General features: G+C 72.8%; 17 protein-coding genes and 1 pseudogene. 8 read left to right on the top strand and 10 right to left on the bottom strand.

Features of this window, described 5'->3' with window-relative positions:
* Window positions 1–130 precede the first annotated feature (130 nt).
* Complete coding sequence (locus ACF08N_RS24430) at window positions 131–1096, bottom strand: DMT family transporter (protein ID WP_392326797.1); 966 nt, start codon at window positions 1094–1096, stop codon at window positions 131–133.
* A 105-nt stretch (window positions 1097–1201) separates the two neighbouring features.
* Here ACF08N_RS24430 and ACF08N_RS24425 point away from each other — a divergent pair, with 105 nt between their 5' ends.
* Window positions 1202–2062: a LysR family transcriptional regulator gene (locus tag ACF08N_RS24425; protein WP_392326796.1), complete on the top strand. Its 861-nt coding sequence runs from the start codon at window positions 1202–1204 to the stop codon at window positions 2060–2062.
* An 839-nt stretch (window positions 2063–2901) separates the two neighbouring features.
* Here the strand turns inward: ACF08N_RS24425 and ACF08N_RS24420 are convergent.
* Window positions 2902–5721, bottom strand: coding sequence for an FAD-binding and (Fe-S)-binding domain-containing protein (locus tag ACF08N_RS24420; RefSeq protein WP_392326795.1), 2820 nt, complete (start codon window positions 5719–5721; stop codon window positions 2902–2904).
* Window positions 5722–5953: 232 nt separating this feature from the next.
* Between ACF08N_RS24420 and ACF08N_RS24415 the strand changes: the two genes are divergently transcribed.
* Both ACF08N_RS24415 and serC read left to right on the top strand, forming a co-directional pair.
* Window positions 5954–6490 carry an ATP/GTP-binding protein gene (locus ACF08N_RS24415; protein WP_392326794.1) on the top strand — a complete coding sequence of 179 codons (537 nt, stop codon included), beginning with the start codon at window positions 5954–5956 and terminating at the stop codon, window positions 6488–6490.
* Window positions 6491–6573: 83 nt separating this feature from the next.
* On the top strand, window positions 6574–7692 hold the full coding sequence (serC, locus tag ACF08N_RS24410) for a phosphoserine transaminase (protein ID WP_392326793.1): 1119 nt from the start codon (window positions 6574–6576) through the stop codon (window positions 7690–7692).
* A 76-nt stretch (window positions 7693–7768) separates the two neighbouring features.
* On the opposite strand, the gene ACF08N_RS24405 is transcribed toward serC, so the two are convergent.
* The 3 genes from ACF08N_RS24405 to ACF08N_RS24395 all read right to left on the bottom strand — a co-directional run bounded on the left by ACF08N_RS24405 (window position 7769) and on the right by ACF08N_RS24395 (window position 10094).
* Entirely contained in the window at window positions 7769–8134 is a 366-nt protein-coding gene (locus tag ACF08N_RS24405; RefSeq protein WP_392326792.1) for a hypothetical protein, read from the bottom strand.
* 179 nt (window positions 8135–8313) lie between these two features.
* Complete coding sequence (locus ACF08N_RS24400; protein WP_392326791.1) at window positions 8314–9147, bottom strand: ABC transporter permease; 834 nt, start codon at window positions 9145–9147, stop codon at window positions 8314–8316.
* Entirely contained in the window at window positions 9144–10094 is a 951-nt protein-coding gene (locus tag ACF08N_RS24395; RefSeq protein WP_392326900.1) for an ATP-binding cassette domain-containing protein, read from the bottom strand. The genes ACF08N_RS24400 and ACF08N_RS24395 overlap by 4 nt, the downstream gene beginning before the upstream one ends.
* Before the next feature lie 123 nt (window positions 10095–10217).
* Between ACF08N_RS24395 and ACF08N_RS24390 the strand changes: the two genes are divergently transcribed.
* Window positions 10218–10982, top strand: a complete 765-nt coding sequence (locus ACF08N_RS24390; protein WP_392326790.1) for a TetR/AcrR family transcriptional regulator — start codon at window positions 10218–10220, stop codon at window positions 10980–10982.
* Between the two features lie 32 nt (window positions 10983–11014).
* Here ACF08N_RS24390 and ACF08N_RS24385 read toward each other — a convergent pair whose 3' ends face one another.
* Both ACF08N_RS24385 and ACF08N_RS24380 read right to left on the bottom strand, forming a co-directional pair.
* Window positions 11015–11983: a WD40 repeat domain-containing protein gene (locus ACF08N_RS24385; protein WP_392326789.1), complete on the bottom strand. Its 969-nt coding sequence runs from the start codon at window positions 11981–11983 to the stop codon at window positions 11015–11017.
* 32 nt (window positions 11984–12015) lie between these two features.
* Window positions 12016–12858 (bottom strand): class I SAM-dependent methyltransferase, encoded by an 843-nt coding sequence (locus tag ACF08N_RS24380; RefSeq protein WP_392326788.1) that lies wholly within the window; start codon window positions 12856–12858, stop codon window positions 12016–12018.
* Between the two features lie 86 nt (window positions 12859–12944).
* Between ACF08N_RS24380 and ACF08N_RS24375 the strand changes: the two genes are divergently transcribed.
* From ACF08N_RS24375 to ACF08N_RS24360, 4 genes are all read left to right on the top strand, one after another.
* Window positions 12945–13532, top strand: coding sequence for a TetR/AcrR family transcriptional regulator (locus tag ACF08N_RS24375; RefSeq protein WP_392326787.1), 588 nt, complete (start codon window positions 12945–12947; stop codon window positions 13530–13532).
* Between the two features lie 85 nt (window positions 13533–13617).
* Complete coding sequence (locus ACF08N_RS24370) at window positions 13618–14301, top strand: GDSL-type esterase/lipase family protein (RefSeq protein ID WP_392326786.1); 684 nt, start codon at window positions 13618–13620, stop codon at window positions 14299–14301.
* Window positions 14302–14345: 44 nt separating this feature from the next.
* Window positions 14346–15344 carry a hypothetical protein gene (locus tag ACF08N_RS24365; RefSeq protein WP_392326785.1) on the top strand — a complete coding sequence of 333 codons (999 nt, stop codon included), beginning with the start codon at window positions 14346–14348 and terminating at the stop codon, window positions 15342–15344.
* A 117-nt stretch (window positions 15345–15461) separates the two neighbouring features.
* Complete coding sequence (locus tag ACF08N_RS24360) at window positions 15462–16034, top strand: dihydrofolate reductase family protein (protein WP_392326784.1); 573 nt, start codon at window positions 15462–15464, stop codon at window positions 16032–16034.
* 105 nt (window positions 16035–16139) lie between these two features.
* Here ACF08N_RS24360 and ACF08N_RS24355 read toward each other — a convergent pair.
* From ACF08N_RS24355 to ACF08N_RS24345, 3 genes and pseudogenes are all read right to left on the bottom strand, one after another.
* A pseudogene (locus ACF08N_RS24355) lies at window positions 16140–16370 on the bottom strand (type II toxin-antitoxin system RelE/ParE family toxin); the annotation flags it as partial.
* Window positions 16367–16708 carry a hypothetical protein gene (locus ACF08N_RS24350; protein ID WP_392326783.1) on the bottom strand — a complete coding sequence of 114 codons (342 nt, stop codon included), beginning with the start codon at window positions 16706–16708 and terminating at the stop codon, window positions 16367–16369. The gene ACF08N_RS24350 and the pseudogene ACF08N_RS24355, both read right to left, overlap by 4 nt.
* Before the next feature lie 55 nt (window positions 16709–16763).
* A complete protein-coding gene (locus ACF08N_RS24345; RefSeq protein ID WP_392326782.1) occupies window positions 16764–17762 on the bottom strand; it encodes a hypothetical protein in 999 nt (332 codons plus the stop codon).
* Window positions 17763–17798 lie beyond the last annotated feature (36 nt).

Genomic DNA, 17798 nt, shown 5'->3' with positions numbered 1-17798 from the left:
CCAGGACTGCAGCGCCCACCGCCCACAACCACCAACGGCCCCCGCCCTGGTCAGGAACGGACCTGGGTGCCCCACACCCACCAGGACTGCAGCGCCCACCGCCCACAACCACCAACGGCCCCCGCCCTGGTCAGGGACGGACCTGGCTGCACCGGACGGCACCGATGCTCGCCGCCACCACCAGGCCGATCGCCGCCGCCTCGGTCGGCGCCAGGGCCTGGCCGAGTACGAGGAATCCGGCCGTCGCCGCGATCGCCGGTTCCAGGCTCATCAGGACCGCGAACGTCGCCGCGGGCAGTGTGCGCAGCGCCAGCAGTTCGAGCGTGTACGGCAGCACCGACGACATCAGCGCCACCGCGAGCCCGAGCCCCAGCGTGGTCGGCACCAGCAGCCGCGACCCGGCCTCCATCAGGCCCAGCGGCAGACTGAGCAGCGCGCCCACGCCCATCGCCAGCGCCAGCCCGTCCGCCTGCGGGAAACGCCGTCCGGTGCGGGCGCTGAAAACGATGTACGCCGCCCACATGGCGCCCGCGCCCAGCGCGAACAGCGCGCCCACGGGATCGAGCCGGTCGAAACCGCCGCCGCTCAGCAGGGCCACGCCGCCGAGTGCCAGCCCCGCCCACAGCAGGTTGACGAGCCTGCGCGAGGCGATCACGGACATGACGAGCGGGCCGAGCACTTCCAGGGTGACGGCGGCGCCCAACGGGATGCGGTGGGCGGCCTGGTAGAAGAGCACGTTCATCGCGGCCATCGCGGCGCCGAAGGCGACGACCGTGCCCCAGTCGGCGCGCGAGTGCCCGCGCAGCCGCGGCCGGCACACGGCGAGCAGTACGAGCGCGGCGAGCACGAGCCGCAGCGTGACCACGCCCAGCGGGCCCGTACGCGGCATCAGCATCACGGCGACGGCCGCGCCGAACTGCACGGACAGCGCTCCCGCCACGACCAGCGACACCGGTCCGAGGGACCGGCGGCGTGCAGGGGCCGTGCCTCCCCCGCCGCTCGCCGGACCGGCGCCCTCCGGAAGCACGACGACGGACCCGACGGCCGGGCCCGTCCGCGTGGGCGCGCGTCCCCGCGTCGACCGCGAATCGTTCACCGCCTGGTCTCCCTGTTCTCCTCGGCCGGTCCTCACCCCCTCCACGCTACGGACCCGCGCGGCGCCCGTGAAATGTCGGTCTCGCTGCGGTTATGCTCGGGACGTATGAGCATCGAGCTGCGTCATCTCCGCTGCTTCCTCGCCATCGCCGAGGAGTCCAGCGTGACGAGGGCGGCCGCCCGGCTCAACGTCACCCAGCCCAGCGTCTCCCGCTCGCTCGCGGCGCTGGAGAAGCACCTCGGTACCCGGCTCGTCGACCGCTCCACGCACCACCTCGCCCTCACCGCCGAAGGGCGGGCGTTCCGCGACAAGGCGGCCGCCGCCGTCACGGCGTTCGACGAGGCCCTCGACGCGGGCCGGCTGCTGCGTACGCCGCTGCGGCTCGGCCACGCCTGGGCGGCGCTCGGCCCGTACACCACGCCGCTGCTGCGGCGCTGGGGCCGCGAATACCCGGGGACACCGCTCGAACTACTGCGCGTCGACGACCGTACGGCGGGACTGACCGGCGGCCGGGTGGACGCCGCCGTGCTGCGCGGGCCCGTGGACACGCCGGGGCTGGTCACGGCGCTGCTGTTCACCGAGGCACGCGTCGCCGCGGTGACGGCGGACGGGCCGCTCGCGGCCCGCGCCACGCTCACGCTGGCCGATCTGGCCACGGAGCCGGTGGTGCTGAACACGGTCTCCGGCATGACGACGCCCGACCTGTGGCCGCCCGAGGTCCGGCCCGCGGACACACTCACGGTCGGCAACACGGACGACTGGCTGACGGCGATCGCCGCGGGCCGCGGTGTGGGCGTCTCCGCCGCGTCGACCGCCGAGCTGCACACCACCCCGGGCGTCGCCTACCGCCTGCTGACCGACGCCCCACCGGTCCCGGTCCTCCTCGCCTGGCGCGCCACGTCCCCGCACCCCGCGATCCCCCACCTGGTGAACCTTGCCCGCGAGGTGTCCTCCGGCGCCCACTGACGACCCCGCCGGGACACAGGGCCCATCCGCTGACCGCCCACGCAGCCGCTGCCCGGCCCCGTCGGGGACCACCCATAGAGCCTTCCGCGTGCGGGCGCCGCCGCCGACGCCGCGCCCGCCAGGGCACGAGGCGCATTCTCCGGCACGGACACCTGGTACTCGGCCAGGCACTCCAGGAGGACCGCCTCCAGGGCTTCGTCCGCCCGGTCGACCTCGTCGATCAGCAGAACCGCGGGCTGCTCGCCGCGTACGGCTTCCAGCAGCGGACGCGGCGCGAGCCACTGGTCGGCCCTCAGCCCAACCGCCGACCGGGCCCCGCCGACCCATCCACAGGCAGGGCGGTCCGGCGCGCCTGCCCGGCCGGCGGGGCCCCTCGCGGGACGCCCGCGTGGGGCGCAGCCGCCGACGCCTCGCCGGCGAGGGCACAAGGCCGCACCCAGGCCCGCAGGGCGGTTCCGCGTCGGGCGAAGCCCCGACATCCTGCCCGCCAGGGCACCAGAGCGGTCCCGACGCTCGGGCGAAGCCCCGGGGCTTCGCCCGTCAGAGCGAGGGCCGGCCCCCGGAGGCCCCGGGAGGGCGCCTCCGTGCGGGCGCAGCCGCCGACGCCTCGCGGCGAAATGGGCCCACACCCTGCCCGGCCCGCCGGGCACCACGGGGGGGCGGCCGCGTCGGCGAAGCCGCCGACGCAGCGCCCGCCAGGGCACAAGGCGGCTCCCACCCGCAGGGCGGTCCTGGACGCTCGGGCGAAGCCCGGCGCCCGCGGCCGTCAGGCCGCAGGCCCCGGGTGTCCGGGGGCCTGCCCCCGGTTTCGGGAAGGGGCGGGTAGGGGAAAGGCCCCCTCACCCCGCACCCCGCACCAGCCCCTCCGCCAACACCTCCGCCAGGTGCCGTGCCCGGCGCCCCGCCAGCTGGTCGAGCTGGGTGCGGCACGAGAAGCCGTCCGCCAGCAGCACCGTGTCCGGCGACGCCGCCCGCACCGCCGGCAGCAGCTGCTCCTCCGCGCACGCCACGGACACCTCGTAATGGCCCGCCTCGAAGCCGAAGTTGCCCGCCAGGCCGCAGCAGCCGCCGCTCAGTTCGCCGCTCAGGCCGGCCTTCTCCCGCAGGGCCCGTTCAGCCGCGTCGCCCAGCACCGCATGCTGGTGGCAGTGCGTCTGGCCCGCCACCGGGCGGTCCAGGCGCGGCGGGCTCCAGTCGGGGGCGCACTGCTGGAGGGTCTGGGCGAACGTGCGGACCGAGGCCGCGAGCCGGGCCGCCCGCGGATCGTCGCCCATCAGCTCCGGCAGGTCCGTCTTCAGCGTCGCGGCGCAGCTCGGCTCCAGCACGGTGACGGGGACGTCCAGTTCGAGCAGCGGCTCCACCGTGTCGAGCGTGCGCCGCATGACCGCGCGTGCCCGGTCCAGCTGGCCCGTGGAGACGTACGTCAGCCCGCAGCAGACCCGGCCGGGCGGCAGCACGATCCCGACGCCCGCCGCCTGGAGGACCTCGGCCGCCGCCAGGCCCACGGACGGCACGAGCCGGTCGGTGAACGTGTCGGGCCACAGCACCGCCGTACGGCTCTTCGCGAGGACCTCCGTGCGGTCGCGCAGCCGGTCCCGGAGCAGGCGGCTCAGCGGTCTCGGTGCCAGGACCGGCAGCCGCCGCTCCGGCGCGATCCCGCAGACCCGTTTGGCGAGCGCCGCCGCCGGGCCGAAGCGGGCGAGCGCGTTGACGACGGGCGCGAACGGCGCGGCGAGCCGCAGCCACTCGGGCAGCCGGCCCATCGCGTAGTGCGCGGCGGGCCTGCGCCGGCCCGCGTAGTGGTGGTGCAGGAACTCCGCCTTGTACGTGGCCATGTCCACGCCCACGGGGCAGTCGCTGCGGCAGCCCTTGCACGCCAGGCACAGGTCGAGCGCGTCCCGGACCTCCGTCGAACGCCACCCGTCCGTGACAATCTCGCCCGCCAGCATCTCGTGCAGCAGCCGGGCCCGCCCCCGCGTCGAGTGCTGCTCCTCGCCGGTCGCCCGGTACGAGGGGCACATGACGTCGCCGCCCGCGGCGGCGTGCTCCGTACGGCACTTGGCGACGCCGACGCAGCGCCGCACCGCGCCCGCGAAGTCGCCGCCGTCGTGCGGATAGCCGAACGCGACGTCGACCGGCCGCCTGGGCAGCACGTCGAAGCGCAGGCCCGTGTCGAGCGGATCGGGGCGGACGAGCATGCCCGGGTTGAGCAGGCCGTCGGGGTCCCACAGGTCCTTGACGGCGCCGAAGAGGCCGACGAGTTCGGGCCCGTACATCTTCGGCAGCAGCTCCGCGCGGGCGCGGCCGTCGCCGTGCTCGCCGGACAGCGAGCCGCCGTGCGCGACGACGAGGTCCGCCACCTGCTCGGAGAAGGCCCGGAAGCGCCCGACCCCCGCGCGGCTCATCAGGTCGAAGTCGATGCGCACATGGATGCAGCCGTCGCCGAAGTGGCCGTAGGGGGTGCCGTGCAGTCCGTGCTCGGCGAGCAGGGCGCGGAAGTCGCGCAGGTACGGCCCGAGCCGGGCCGGCGGGACGGCGCAGTCCTCCCAGCCCGGCCACGCCTCGCCGCCGCCGGGCGTCCGGGTCGCGGTGCCGGCCGCGTCCTCGCGAACGCGCCACAGCGCCCGCATGCCGGCCGGGTCGTCGACGACCGTGCCGTCGAGCGCGTCGGCGGCCCGTACGATCTCCGCCGCGCGGGCGCGGGCCTCGGCGGCGGTGGCGCCGCCGGTCTCGACGAACAGCCAGGCCGCGCCGCGCGGCAGGCCCGCCGCATCCGGTACGAGGTCGTCGGCCATGCCCTCGACGGTCAGCGGCCGGTGGGGCAGGAGGCCGGGGGCGGCCTCGGCGGCGGCGCTCTCGTCGGGGTAGCCGAGGACGGCGAGGGCGCGGGCGGCGGGGGTCTCGACCAGGCCGACGGTCACCTCGGTCAGGACGGCGAGGGTGCCCTCGCTGCCGCAGAGGGCGCGGGCGAGGTCGGTGCCCTGCTCGGGGAGGAGGGCGTCGAGGGCGTAGCCGGAGATACGCCGCGGCAGGCCATCGGGGTAACCGGTGCGCAGGAGGGCCAGGTTGGCGCGGACGAGGTCGTCGAGGCCGGGCGGGACGCCGGTGGAGCCGGTGCCCCGGCCGAGGGTGACGGGGGCGCCCGCCGCGGTGACGGCCTTGAGTCCGCGGACGTTGTCCGCCGTGGTGCCCCAGCGCACGGAGTGGGCGCCGCACGAGTTGTTCCCCACCATTCCGCCGATCGTGCACCGGCTGTGCGTGGAGGGGTCGGGGCCGAACGCGAGGCCGTGTCCCCGCACCGCCGCCTGGAGCGTGTCCAGCACCGCTCCGGGCTGCACCACGGCCGTGCGGGCCGCGGGGTCGACGGAGACGATCGCGTTCATGTGGCGCGTGAAGTCCAGGACGACGCCGACGCCCGTGGCCTGGCCGGCGATCGACGTACCGGCGCCGCGCGGCACCACGGGCACCCCGTGCTTCCGGCACACCGTCAGCGCCGCCGCCACGTCGTCCGCGTCGCGCGGCGCGACCACACCGTCGGGGACGCGCCGGTAGTTCGAGGCGTCCATGGTCATCAGGGCCCGTGCCGCGACGCCGAAGTCGACGTCGCCGCGCACGGCGGCTCCGAGTGCCCGTGCCACGTCGTGCGTATCCCCTGTCATGTCTCCCAGGATGACCCGCTCGGCACGGCTCACACCTGCGTCATCGCCGGGGAGTGCGGTCCCCGTTGCGCACGGTGTGCAGATGAGAACAGAAGGAGAGACGCCAGGACCTTGCCCAAGTGATCGCCAACTCTCCTATAGTGACCTCCACTTGATCAGCAGGCAGCGGCTCAGACATCCCCCACCGCATCCTCGGAAGGCATCGCCCGATGACCGGCACCGACGAGAAACGATGACCCGCGCCGCGGCACACCTCGGCGCGATGAAGATCGTCGTGGCCGGCGGGTCCGGCACCGGAAGCACGACGATGGTGCGGTCCGTCAGCGAGATCCGCCCGCTGCACACGGAGGAGCCGATCAGCGTGCCCTCCGCCGTGCCCGGCCGGACGGTGACGACGGTCGCCCTCGACTTCGGCCGCCTCACCCTCGACGAGCGCACGGTGCTCCACCTCTTCGGCATGCCCGGGCAGGACCGGTTCCGTTTCCTGTGGGACCCGCTCCTGGACGGGACGAACGGCGCCGTCGTCCTGGTCGACACCCGGGCGCTCGACAGCGCCCGGTACGCGATCGACTGCCTGGAGGGCCACGACACGCCGTTCATCGTCGCCGTCAACGACTTCGGCGGTCCTTTCCGATCGGAGGACGAGATCCGGGGGGAGCTGACGCTCGGGCCGGGCGTGCCGCTCGTCGAGTTCGACGCCCGGGACCACTCGTCCAGCAAGTTCGTCCTGATCGCCCTGATCAAGCACCTTCAGGAGCGCGTCGGCTGATCCCGCAGCTCAGGGCCGTGCGGGCCGTCTCATGGTCCGGACCGGGTCGGCGCCCGGCCGCCGGAGGCGATACGCTCCGGCTCGTGGCTGATATCCAGATTCCCGCTGACATCAAGCCCGCCGACGGCCGTTTCGGCGCGGGCCCCTCCAAGGTGCGTACGGAGGCGCTGGACGCCCTGGCCGCCACCGGTAGCTCTCTGCTCGGCACCTCCCACCGCCAGGCTCCGGTCAAGAACCTGGTCGGCGAGGTACGCGACGGTGTGCGCGAGCTGTTCTCCCTGCCCGAGGGCTACGAGGTGGTCCTCGGCAACGGCGGCTCCACCGCCTTCTGGGACATCGCGACGCACGGGCTGATCGAGAACAAGTCCCAGCACCTGTCCTTCGGCGAGTTCTCCTCCAAGTTCGCCAAGGCCGCGAAGCTGGCGCCGTGGCTGGCCGAGCCGACGGTGATCTCCTCCGACCCCGGCACCCACCCGGAGCCGCAGGCCGAGGCGGGCGTCGACGTCTACGCCCTCACCCACAACGAGACCTCGACCGGTGTCGCGGCCCCGGTCAAGCGGGTCGCGGGCGCCGACGAGGGCGCGCTGGTCCTGGTGGACGCCACCTCGGGCGCGGGCGGCCTGCCCGTCGACATCGCCGAGTCGGACGTCTACTACTTCGCCCCGCAGAAGTCCTTCGCCGCCGACGGCGGACTGTGGCTCGCAGTGTTCTCCCCGGCCGCGCTCGAGCGCGCCGAGCGGGTCCACGCGTCCGGCCGCCACGTCCCGGAGTTCTTCAGCCTGCCGACGGCGATCGACAACTCCCGCAAGAACCAGACGTACAACACCCCGGCGCTCGCGACCCTCTTCCTGCTGAACGAGCAGCTGAAGTGGATCAACGGCCAGGGCGGCCTCGACTGGTCGGTGCGCCGCACGGCCACGTCGTCGCGCACCCTCTACGGCTGGGCCGAGGCGTCGAAGTACGCGACCCCGTTCGTCGTGGACCCGGCGAAGCGCTCGCAGGTCATCGGCACGATCGACTTCGCGGACGAGATCGACGCGGCGGCGGTCGCGAAGGCGCTGCGCGCGAACGGCATCGTGGACACCGAGCCGTACCGCAAGCTGGGCCGCAACCAGCTGCGCATCGCGATGTTCCCGGCGGTCGACCCGGCGGACGTCGAGGCGCTGACGGCGTGCATCGACTACGTGATCGAGAAGCTGTAGCACCGGACAGCACGGCGAAGGGCCCGGCGGCCGTACACCGCCGGGCCCTTCGCGTTCCCCGCACCCCCGCGGGCCCTCATCCCATCTGCGCCTTGACGTGGTCGATCACCTCGGTGAACTCCGCGGTCGGCGAGAACTCCACCGCGTCGGTGTCCTCCAGTGCCTCGGGAGCATGGCCGGGCCCCCAGTAGTACGCCTGCCCGGCCTCGTAGGTCTCCTCGCCCGAAGCGGTCCGCATCCTGATGCGTCCCTTGAAAAGGTAGCCCCAGTGGGGGCACTGGCACAGGTCCCCGGGCATCCCCTTGAGCGCGGGCGCCATGTCCGTGCCCTTGGGGAGGTGAAGGAAGGCGACGGACATGTCGCCGCCGGCCTCCTTGATCCGCACCTCGACACCGCCGCCCTCGACTGCAACCGGGGTGTCCTCACGTGTGGTCGCCGTCATGACTGCCTCCACGGCCGGGGCCGTCGGGGTGGCGGCCCTCCGGTCTCCTTCCAGTCTCGACCGGCTGGTGAGCGGGGTCGAGACGGGAGGAGATCCGCAGGTCAGGGGCTCAGGCGCGGAAAGCGACTCGGGCGGGGGCAGCGACTCAAGCGCGGGAAGCGACTCGGCGCCTCGGCGCGTCAGCGGCTCAGGCGCTGGAAGCGCCGGACGGCGAGCGGCAGGAACACCGCCGTGATCGCGAGCGGCCACACCACCGCCATCAGCAGCGCGTGTTCCTGGATCCAGCTGCCGTCGCTCGCGACCGGGTTGCCGAACAGTTCGCGGGCCGCGGCCGCGGTGGACGAGATCGGGTTCCATGCGGCGATCGCGCCGAGCCAGTCCGGCATCGTCGACGGCGGGACGAACACGCTGGAGATCATGGTGAGCGGGAACGCGACGGCGTAGAGGCCGCCGGCGGCCTCCGGTGTCGGAACGAGCAGCCCGAGCAGGATGCCGACCCAGATCAGGCAGAACCGCAGGAGCAGCAGCAGCGCGAACGCCGCCAGCACCGCGCCCGGGCCCGCGTCCGAGCGCCAGCCCATCGCGAAGGCGGTCGCCGCGAGGATGGTCAGCTCCGCGCAGGCGACGATGAGGTCGTTGACGCCGCGTCCGGTGACCACGGCGGAGGGGGCCATCGGCATGGACCGGAAGCGGTCGATGACGCCTTTGGTGGCGTCGGTGACGACCGCGAGCGCGGTGTTCATGAAGCCGAAGGCCATGGTCATCGCGAACATGCCCGGCATGAGGAAGTCGCGGACGCTCCCGCCGTCGGGGGACTTCATCGCGCCGCCGAAGACGTAGCCGTAGAGCAGCACGGAGATGATGGGGAAGCCGAGCTGCCAGGCGATGAGGACCGGCTGGCGCTGGTAGTGGGTCAGTCCGCGGCGTACGACGTTCCAGCAGTCGGCGACCACCCAGTAGGCGCGGCCGTGCGCGTCGTGTGTCTCCAGGTCCACCGTGTCGAGCGCGCTCACGCCGCCGCCTCCTCGGTTCCGTCGTCCGTGCCGTGCCCGGTCAGGCGCAGGAACACGTCGTCGAGGCTCGGCCTGCGCAGTCCGATGTCCTCCACCGCGATGCCCTCGTCCTGAAGGGTGCGGGCCACCTCGGTCAGGGCCGCGACCCGGTCGGTCACCGGTGCGTGCACGCGCCGCTCCACGCCGTCGGTCGACGGCTCGGTGTCGCTGACCCGGGCGACGGTCTTGGCGACGGCCGGCAGGTCGGCCGCGTCGCGGGCGACGACCTCGATGCGGTCGCCACCGACGCGGTTCTTCAGCCCGTCGGGGGTGTCGTCGGCGATGGCCCGGCCGTGGTCGATGACGGTGATCCGGGAGGCGAGCCTGTCGGCCTCCTCCAGGTACTGCGTGGTGAGCAGGACGGTGGTGCCGCCCGCGACCAGCCGCCGTACCGCCTCCCAGACCTCTCCGCGCGAGCGCGGGTCGAGGCCGGTGGTCGGCTCGTCCAGGAACAGCACGCGCGGCGCGAGGATCATGGACGCGGCGAGGTCGAGCCGGCGCCGCATGCCGCCGCTGTACGTGCCGACGCCCTTGTCCCCGGCGTCCACCAGGTCGAACTGTGCCAGCAGTTCGTCCGCCCGCAGCCGGGCGCGTCGGCCGCCGAGGTGGAACAGGCGCCCGAACATCTCCAGGTTCTGGCGGCCCGTCAGCACCTCGTCGACGGCGGCGTACTGGCCGGTGAGCCCGATCCGGCGGCGCACCCGGCGCGGGTGGCGGGCCACGTCCACGCCGGCGACCTCGGCCCGCCCGCCGTCGAACCGCAGCAGGGTCGCGAGGACGCGGACGGCGGTGGTCTTGCCCGCGCCGTTCGGCCCGAGCAGCCCGTGCACGGTGCCTTTGCGCACGGCGAGGTCGAACCCCGCGAGCGCCTTCTTGTCCCCGTATCTCTTCTCGATGCCCTCGGCCATCACGGCGTACTGGTCCACGGCCTCTCCACCCCTCACGAAATCTCACGAACTAAAACTGGGTACGGCGTACTCATATGAGAGTACACCGTACCCAGTTTTGCGCGACGGGATTAGGGTGAAGCCATGACGACGACCGAAACGAGCGGCAGCGGCGACGTCTCGCGCAGCCTCGAACTGCTGTGGGGCACCGGCGAGCGCCCCTCGCGCGGCCCCAAACCGGCCCTCACCCTCGACCGGATCGTCACGGCCGCCGTCGCACTCGCCGACGCCGAGGGGATGGCCGCCGTCTCGATGCGCCGCCTGTCCACCGAGCTGGGCACCGGCACCATGTCGCTGTACCGGTACGTCCCCGGCAAGGCCGAACTGCTCGACCTGATGCTCGACCGGGTCACGGGCGAGCCCCTGGACAACGACGCCTACGCCCCCGAGTCCCCCGCCTGGCAGGACGCCGTACGCGCCATGGCCCGCGGCTACCGGGACCTCTACCGCGCGCACCCCTGGCTGCTGAAGGTCAATCAGTCCCGTACGGTCCTCGGACCCAGCGCCGTACGCGGCCTGGACACCTCACTGTCCGCGCTCCAGGGCATGGGACTGCGCGACCCGGAGCTGATCTCGGTGATCATCGCCGTGCAGTGCTTCGTCGCCGGCATCGTGCGCATCGAGGTGGAGACCGAGGAGGCCGCGCAGCAGACCGGCCAGAGCGAGGAGGACTTCTGGCGGAGCCAGGAGCCCTTCCTCGCGAAGGCCATGCTCAGCGGCGACTACCCGACCCTGGCGGGCCTCTCCGACGACGCGTTCTCCTCGCAGTTCGACCACTTCGCCTTCGGCCTGGAGCGACTGGTCGACGGCTTCGAGGCGTTGGTACGGCAACGGGCGGCCACCGCCTGACCGGTGTCCGCCCCCGATCCGCCGGACACTCCCTAACGGCGCCGCCGACGCAGGGCCAGCACCAGCAGCGCCCCGCCACCCAGCACGATCAGGCCGTACGTCGTCATGCCGGTCTCCCCGCCGCCGGCCCCGGCCCGGTCGCCGCCACCGGGCCGCGCCGTGGCGCCGCCGCCGGACCCGCCGTCCCGCGACGGCACCTCCACCCGCTCGACGGTGCTCCGCTCGCCCTCCGTGCCGAACATCAGCGCCTTGCCGTCGAGCGTGTACGTCACCGACTCCGCCTGCCCCTGGATCGGGGCGCGCACCCGGTGGTCGGCGCCGAGGCGGCCGTCCTGCCAGACGTAGCCGCGGGCACTGAAGTACGAACGCAGCACCAGCTCCCCACCGTCCGGGGAGAAGGCGCCGTCGGTCACCCACGGCACCTCGCCGATCCGCCGGAAGGTGTTGGTCCCCGACGGGCTGAGCCTGGCCGGGCCCTCGTACAGCCCGCCCCCGTCCTCGTTCTTCGAGGCGATGTACACGCGGCCGGTCTTCGGATGCACCATCAGCGCCTCGGCGTTGCGCGGCCCGTCGGCGTACTTCACGACGAACTGCGTGGCGCGCACCGTCTGGTCGCGCAGCCGGGACGGCTCGGGGAAGCGGTAGATCCACACGTGGTCCCAGCTGCCGTCGAGGTTGTCGCCGATGTCGCCGACGTAGACGTTCCCGTCCGCTCCGACGGAGATCGCCTCCATGTCCCGCGGCGTGCCCACGCCCTGCAGGGTGACCGTCGCCACCGTCTCGCCGGTCGCCGAGTCGACGGCGAAGACCCGGGGCTCGTCCTGGTCGTTGTGCGTCCAGTAGATCCCGGGGTGCGCCCGGCTCGCCGCGAGCCCGCTGGACTCGGTGATCCGCGGGTCCTCGATGGTGAACCCGCCGTCGTCGTCCGCCGCCCCCGCGGGCACGGCGGCGGCGAGGACGAGCGCGGCGGCGAGGCCGGTGACGTACGGAAGCGAACGCATGCCCCCAGCCTGCCACCTCCGCCGGGAAGCCCCTATGGGCGCACGGCGGTGACCAGCCACGCCGTGCTGCGCATCCGGACCGCGCCGTCCTTCTCGTACGCGCGCAGGATGTCCTCGAGCGCGCGCCGGGCCCGCTCCCCCGTGGCCTCGTCGACCTGCCCGAGCAGATGCTGCCCGGGACCCGAGCCCAGCAGGAACGCGGTGGCGTCCTCGGCGTCGCTCCCCCACCTCCCGTACGCCTCCACCCGCTCGGTCGCGATCTCGCCGAACCCGGCCGCGGACAGCACCTCGTGCGTGCGGTCGTGGTCGGCGAGCGAGAACATGCCCGGCCCGCCGGTCGCCCCGAACCCGCCCATGGGCAGCAGGCCGCGCAGCCCGGCGAGCGCCTGGAGCCACTCGTTGCCCCCGCCGTCCGCCGCGACGACGAACGCCGCGCGGCCGCCGGGGCGCAGGCCACCGAGGATGTTGGCGAAGGCGGCGACGGGGTCGGCGAAGAACATGACGCCGAAGCGGCTGATGGCCACGTCGAAGGCCCGGCCCTCCAGCGGGTACACCTGGGCGTCGCCCCGCTCGAAGACCACGTTGCCGAGGTTCTCGGCGCGTGCGGAGGCACGGGCGCGCTCCAGCATGGGGGCCGACAGGTCGAGGCCCATGGCCCGGCCTTCCACCGCACGCCGTGCGGCGAGCCGGGTGGTGGCACCCGCGCCGCAGCCGATGTCGAGGACGCTGTCCCGGGCGCCGATCGCGGCGGCGGTGAGCAGGGGCTCGTTGAAGCCCTCGTTGACGGCGTCCCAGCGGTCCTGGTGGCGGGCCCAGTGGACGCCTTCGTACCCGTTCCACGCCTGTTCCTGCTCGGTGTTGACGATGTTCTGCACGGCAGTGCCTCCCGACTAGTATGGGCGTATGCCCAAACAGTATGGGCACGCGCCCATACTGTCCATGCCCCCTGGAAGGAATATGGATGTCCCCACGCGGAGTCGCCGTACCCAACGCCCGCGAGCGGCTGTTCGCCGCCGCCGAACGCGTCGTCGCCGCGGCCGGCCCCGGCGCCCTGACCAGCAGGGCCATCACGGACGAGGCGGGCTGCTCCAAGGGCCTGCTGCACGCGCACTTCGCGGGCGGGCTCGACGAGTTCGTCGCGGAACTGGTCCTCGACCGCTTCGCCCGTACGGCCGCCCTCGCGGCGGACCTGCCCGCCCGCGCGGGCACGGACACGGTCGCCGCCAACCTCTCCGGTGTCGCGTCCGCCCTGCTCACCGCCACCGGCCCGGACGTCTCGGGCCTCGCCCTCACCCGCCCCGGCGCCGCCGAACGCTTCCGCGACGCGATGGCGTCCGGGGCGCCGGGCTTCGCCGCGATCCAGGAGTCCGTCACCCGGTACCTGGACGCCGAGAGGTCTCTGGGCCGCGTCCCCGAGGACCTCGACACGTCCGCAGCGGCCCTCGCCCTGGTGGGCACGGTCCACCACCTGCTGATGACCACGTGGCCCGGCGCGCCGGACCCGCGCGAGCAGATGGACCGGCTGGTGGCGGTACTGACCCGCCGCTGACGCGACCGGCCCGTGCCCCCGCCCGCCGGGCCCGTGTCCAGCCTCACATCGCAGATTACCGGCGAGTTCGGCGATGATGACGCCCATGCGTTTTCTGTTCGTCGGCGACTCCATGACCATCGGACGCGCCGGCGACTACAGCTGGCGCTACCGGATGTGGCAGCACCTCGCGTCCCTCGGCGAGCCGTACGAGATCGTCGGCCCGCGCACCACGCTGTACGACACCGAGGCGAACGCACCCGTCTCGACGGCCTACGCCGACCCGGCCTTCCCCGCGGAGGCCCGCCGCCACCTGGCGGGCTGGGGCGAGGGCTGGCTGCACATGGCCCCCGTCATCGGGGACACGATCGCCGCCGAGAAGCCGGACGTCCTGCTGGTCTCCCTCGGCCTGATAGACCTCGGCTTCTACACCAACAGCGACCAGACGGCCGCGAACGTACGGGAGTTCGTCACCCGGGCCCGCGAGGCCGACCCGCACGTGCGCATGGTCCTCCTCCCGGTCATCCCCAACGTCCGCGCCGAGTCCGACGCCCCGTTCGCCGCGGAGTGCGACCGCTTCAACGTGCTCCTCGCGAAGGCGGTCGCGGACCTGGACACGCCGGCGTCCCCGATCCTGCTGGCCTCGCGCCCGCTGTCGTACGACATCCACCGCGACACCTACGACGGCACCCACCCGGGCCCGAGCGGCGAGCACAAACTGGCGGCCGCGTTCGCAGACGCGATGCACCAGGCCTGGGGCCTGGGCCGCCCGTACCGGGCCGCCGCCTGAGGGGTACGTTGCGGCGGGGGACGCCGAACCGGGAGGGCACGCAGATGACCGTCATACGCCGCCTGGCGCTGTACGCCGCACTGCCGCTGGCGCTCGTCGCCGTCGCGGGCTACGGCTGGTACCAGCTGAGCGACACCGGAAAGCGCTGGCGCTACGAGGACGCGTTGGCCTCGTACTGCGAGGGGCTGATCCCGCCGAAGGAGTCGGCTGTCTTCACCGGCTACGACACGGAGAAGGGCCTGCCGAACGACTGGGATCGCGGCGCGGACCACCAGTTCTGCAAGGTCGGCCGGAGCCTGCTCACCATCGCCCGGATCCCCGAATCGGCCCGGGACGACGACGGCCCGCGGGGTGTGTTCGACGATCTGCGTCCAGGGGAGAGGGGCACGCTGCCGATGACGCTGGGTGGTGGCTGGCGCGGCTACACCAACCTCGCAAGCACCGCCGCCGTGCTGGAATGCCGCAACCAGGATGCCTCCGTCGTCGTGAGCGCGTCCGGCAGCGGAGACACGGTGGCGGGCCGCACCACCGCCGAGCTCGTCACGGCCACCGCGGTCAGGGCGGCCGAGCACTGGGACTGCGAGGCCGAGGCGGGCGGCCCGATACCGCCCGTCCCCGCGGAGCCGGAAGAGAAGTCCCGCTTCGACGCAAAGGGGACGTGCGCGGGCATCCCGATGCACGACATGGACATCGTCCACTGGCTCAAGGAAACACCGGCGGCGGAGACTTCCCTGCTGGAGACCTGCGTGCTGGGCGAGACGAAGGCCCGGGCGGAGGAGTTGTTCCAGGTCCGTGCCTTCTTCGGCCCCTTCGCTCAGGCCCAGTACCCGGAGTACGAGTCCACGCGGGACGCGGGCCGATTCGGCGACTTCTTCTGGGCCACCGCCAAGTGTCCTGGAACCAGCGCCCGCGCGCTCTTCACGATCTCCACCACGGAATACGTGCACGAGGACGTCGAGGACTTCGCCCGATCCGCACTCACGGCCTTCGCCGAGCGCTCGGCGAAGCAGCACGGCTGCACGGATCTCCAGCTCCCGCGATGAGTCTCTCCTCGATCCGCAGTCATCAGTGACAGTTGGTGTACTTCAGCCGCGCGTCGGCCGAAGCGGGCACCGACCGACCTGCTGAGTACCGGCCACGAAACACCAGGAGACCTTCAGATGCGCACCCTGATCAGCACCGCCTTCGTCTCGCTCGACGGCGTCGTGGAGGCCCCGGGCGGCGAGCCCGGTTACCGGAACTCGGGGTGGACCTTCAAGGACGTCGAGTTCCTCCCGGAGGCATTCGACATCAAGGACCGGGAGCAGCAGGAAGCCACCGCGATGCTGCTGGGCCGGGTCAGCTACGAGGCGTTCAGCCCGGTCTGGCCCGGCATGGAGGAGTTCGCCACCTACAACGCGATGCCGAAGTACGTCGTCTCCAGCACCCTGGCCGAGGACGACCTGGTCGCGAACTGGGGCGAGACCACGATCCTGCGCTCGCTCGACGAGGTCGCCGCGCTGAAGGAGGCCGAGGGCGGCCCGATCATCGTCCACGGCAGCGCCACCCTCAACCGGAACCTCTCGGATGCCGGCCTGATCGACCGCTACCACCTGCTCGTCTTCCCGCTCCTGCTCGGCGCGGGCAAGCGTCTGTTCAGCGACACCGACAAGGACACCCAGAAGCTGAGGCTCGTCGAGCACGAGGCGTACGCCAACGGCCTGCAGAAGAACGTCTTCGACGCCATCCACTGACGCGGCTCGCGCGGGCAGCGCACATTCTGTACGCGGCGGGGGTTCTGCTGCGCCCGGCTGACGCCGGAGACGGTCTCTGCCTCGGACCGGGGTGCTGCCCACCGTAAGGACCTTGATCGCCACACGGGCCCCATCGACGTCGTACGTGACGCGATACGCACCCACCCGTAACCGGCGGAGGCCCGTCCCCCCGAGCTTGCTGCTCGCAGACGGCTCCGGATCGAACGCCAAGGCGTTGACTGCCTTCACAAGAGGCTTCACGCCCTCACCGTCCCGGGCCTTGAGCTTGCGCAGGCCCTCGGCAGCCGTCGCCTCCCAGATGATCGTGAACCTCATGAGGCCACGTCCTTGAGCATCTTCTCCACATCGTCGTGGCTGTACTCGGGGCCGCCCGCAGCTCTCGCCCGCAGGGCGACGGCCAGATCTGCGAACTCGATCGCCGACTCCTTGCCCTCTTCATCCTGGACGCTGTCCGCCATGGCCTGCGTCCACCAGTGGTTGAGGAACGCCTCGAACTCGACGCCCTCGGACAGCGTGCCCAATTCGGCGCCGAATTCCGGGAGACGACCGGGCAGCAACGCCGCACGGACTCCCTCGACGGTGCGCGGCACCACCTGACCGGTGAAGCCGAGGTCCTGTCGGGCCTCCTCCAGAAAATCGCCCCAGGCCGCCATGCCGCCGCTCCTCTCGTGGACCTCACACTGTGCTACGACAGCAGCGTAGGACGCCCTACCCATCCGCCATCGCCTCCGCGACACGGGTCTGCCACGAGACGCGCTCCGGGCGTGGCCGCGCCTGGGTAGCCGCCGCGGCTGTGCGGCAGCGCCCGCAGTGGGTCTCGTCACCGACTGGGCGGAACAGGTGCTCCTCGCCTGGCCCTTCGCAGGCCACGAGACCTGGCGATGGCACGGCCGGGACCGCCGCCGTGACCGGTGCCGGGAGCTTCTCCACCAGCCGGTGCCGCAGGAACCCCACCGCCGACCGGACGCCGCCCTTCGGCAGCCCAGCCGTCAGAGCCTGCCGTAGCTCGGCGGCAGAGACGCCCCGCCGCAGCCACTCCGCCGCGGACTCGGCAAGGCTGTGCGCCTCGCGGACGCCGAGCAGCAGCTCCCGGTGCGTGTGCCGCAGCGACAGCAACACGCGTTCGGCGGCAACGACTTCGCGAGGCTGGGCTTCGGTGGGTGGGTGGGGAGGGTTCTTCTCCTCGTTCTTCTCCACTGGTGGGGAGTCGCCGAGACCCCGGGGCTCCGCTTCACCGACGACCGGTTCCGGCTCACTCGGAGGGGCGCCCTCCCGGACCCGGTCCGCCTCCTCACCCGTCAGGCTCACGTTCGACATCAACTGGTCGGTGTTCCACCGCCCACGGTCGTTCTGCCACTGCCACTCGTGCAGGAACCCGTGCTGCACGAGCAGCTTCTTGGCCTTCTGATACTGGCGGGGCGTGAAGCCCATGTCTTCCGCGTGGCGGCCGAGCGCCCGCTCGACGGCGGGGCCTTCGGGGAGTCCCTGCACCAGCAGGATCAGAATCTTGGCGTCGCTGTTGAGCCCGCGGTGGCGGACGATGTCGTGCGAAGCCTTAACGAAGCGCCGAGACGGCGCGATAGCATGCCGAAGCATCCCGGTGGACCCTATCTTCCACTCGTGGTGAAGGTCCTCGGATGGTGTTGGCGCACCGCCGAGGACCGCCCCGTTTATACGGAGCGTGATGTCAGCGTCACCGTACAGCACATGCCACGGTCTTGTGCAACAACTGGGGCGCTACGA

The sequence above is a fragment of the Streptomyces sp. NPDC015127 genome (genome assembly GCF_043080095.1).
Taxonomy (GTDB): Bacteria; Actinomycetota; Actinomycetes; order Streptomycetales; family Streptomycetaceae; genus Streptomyces.
This window is presented reverse-complemented; position numbering and strand designations above follow the sequence as displayed.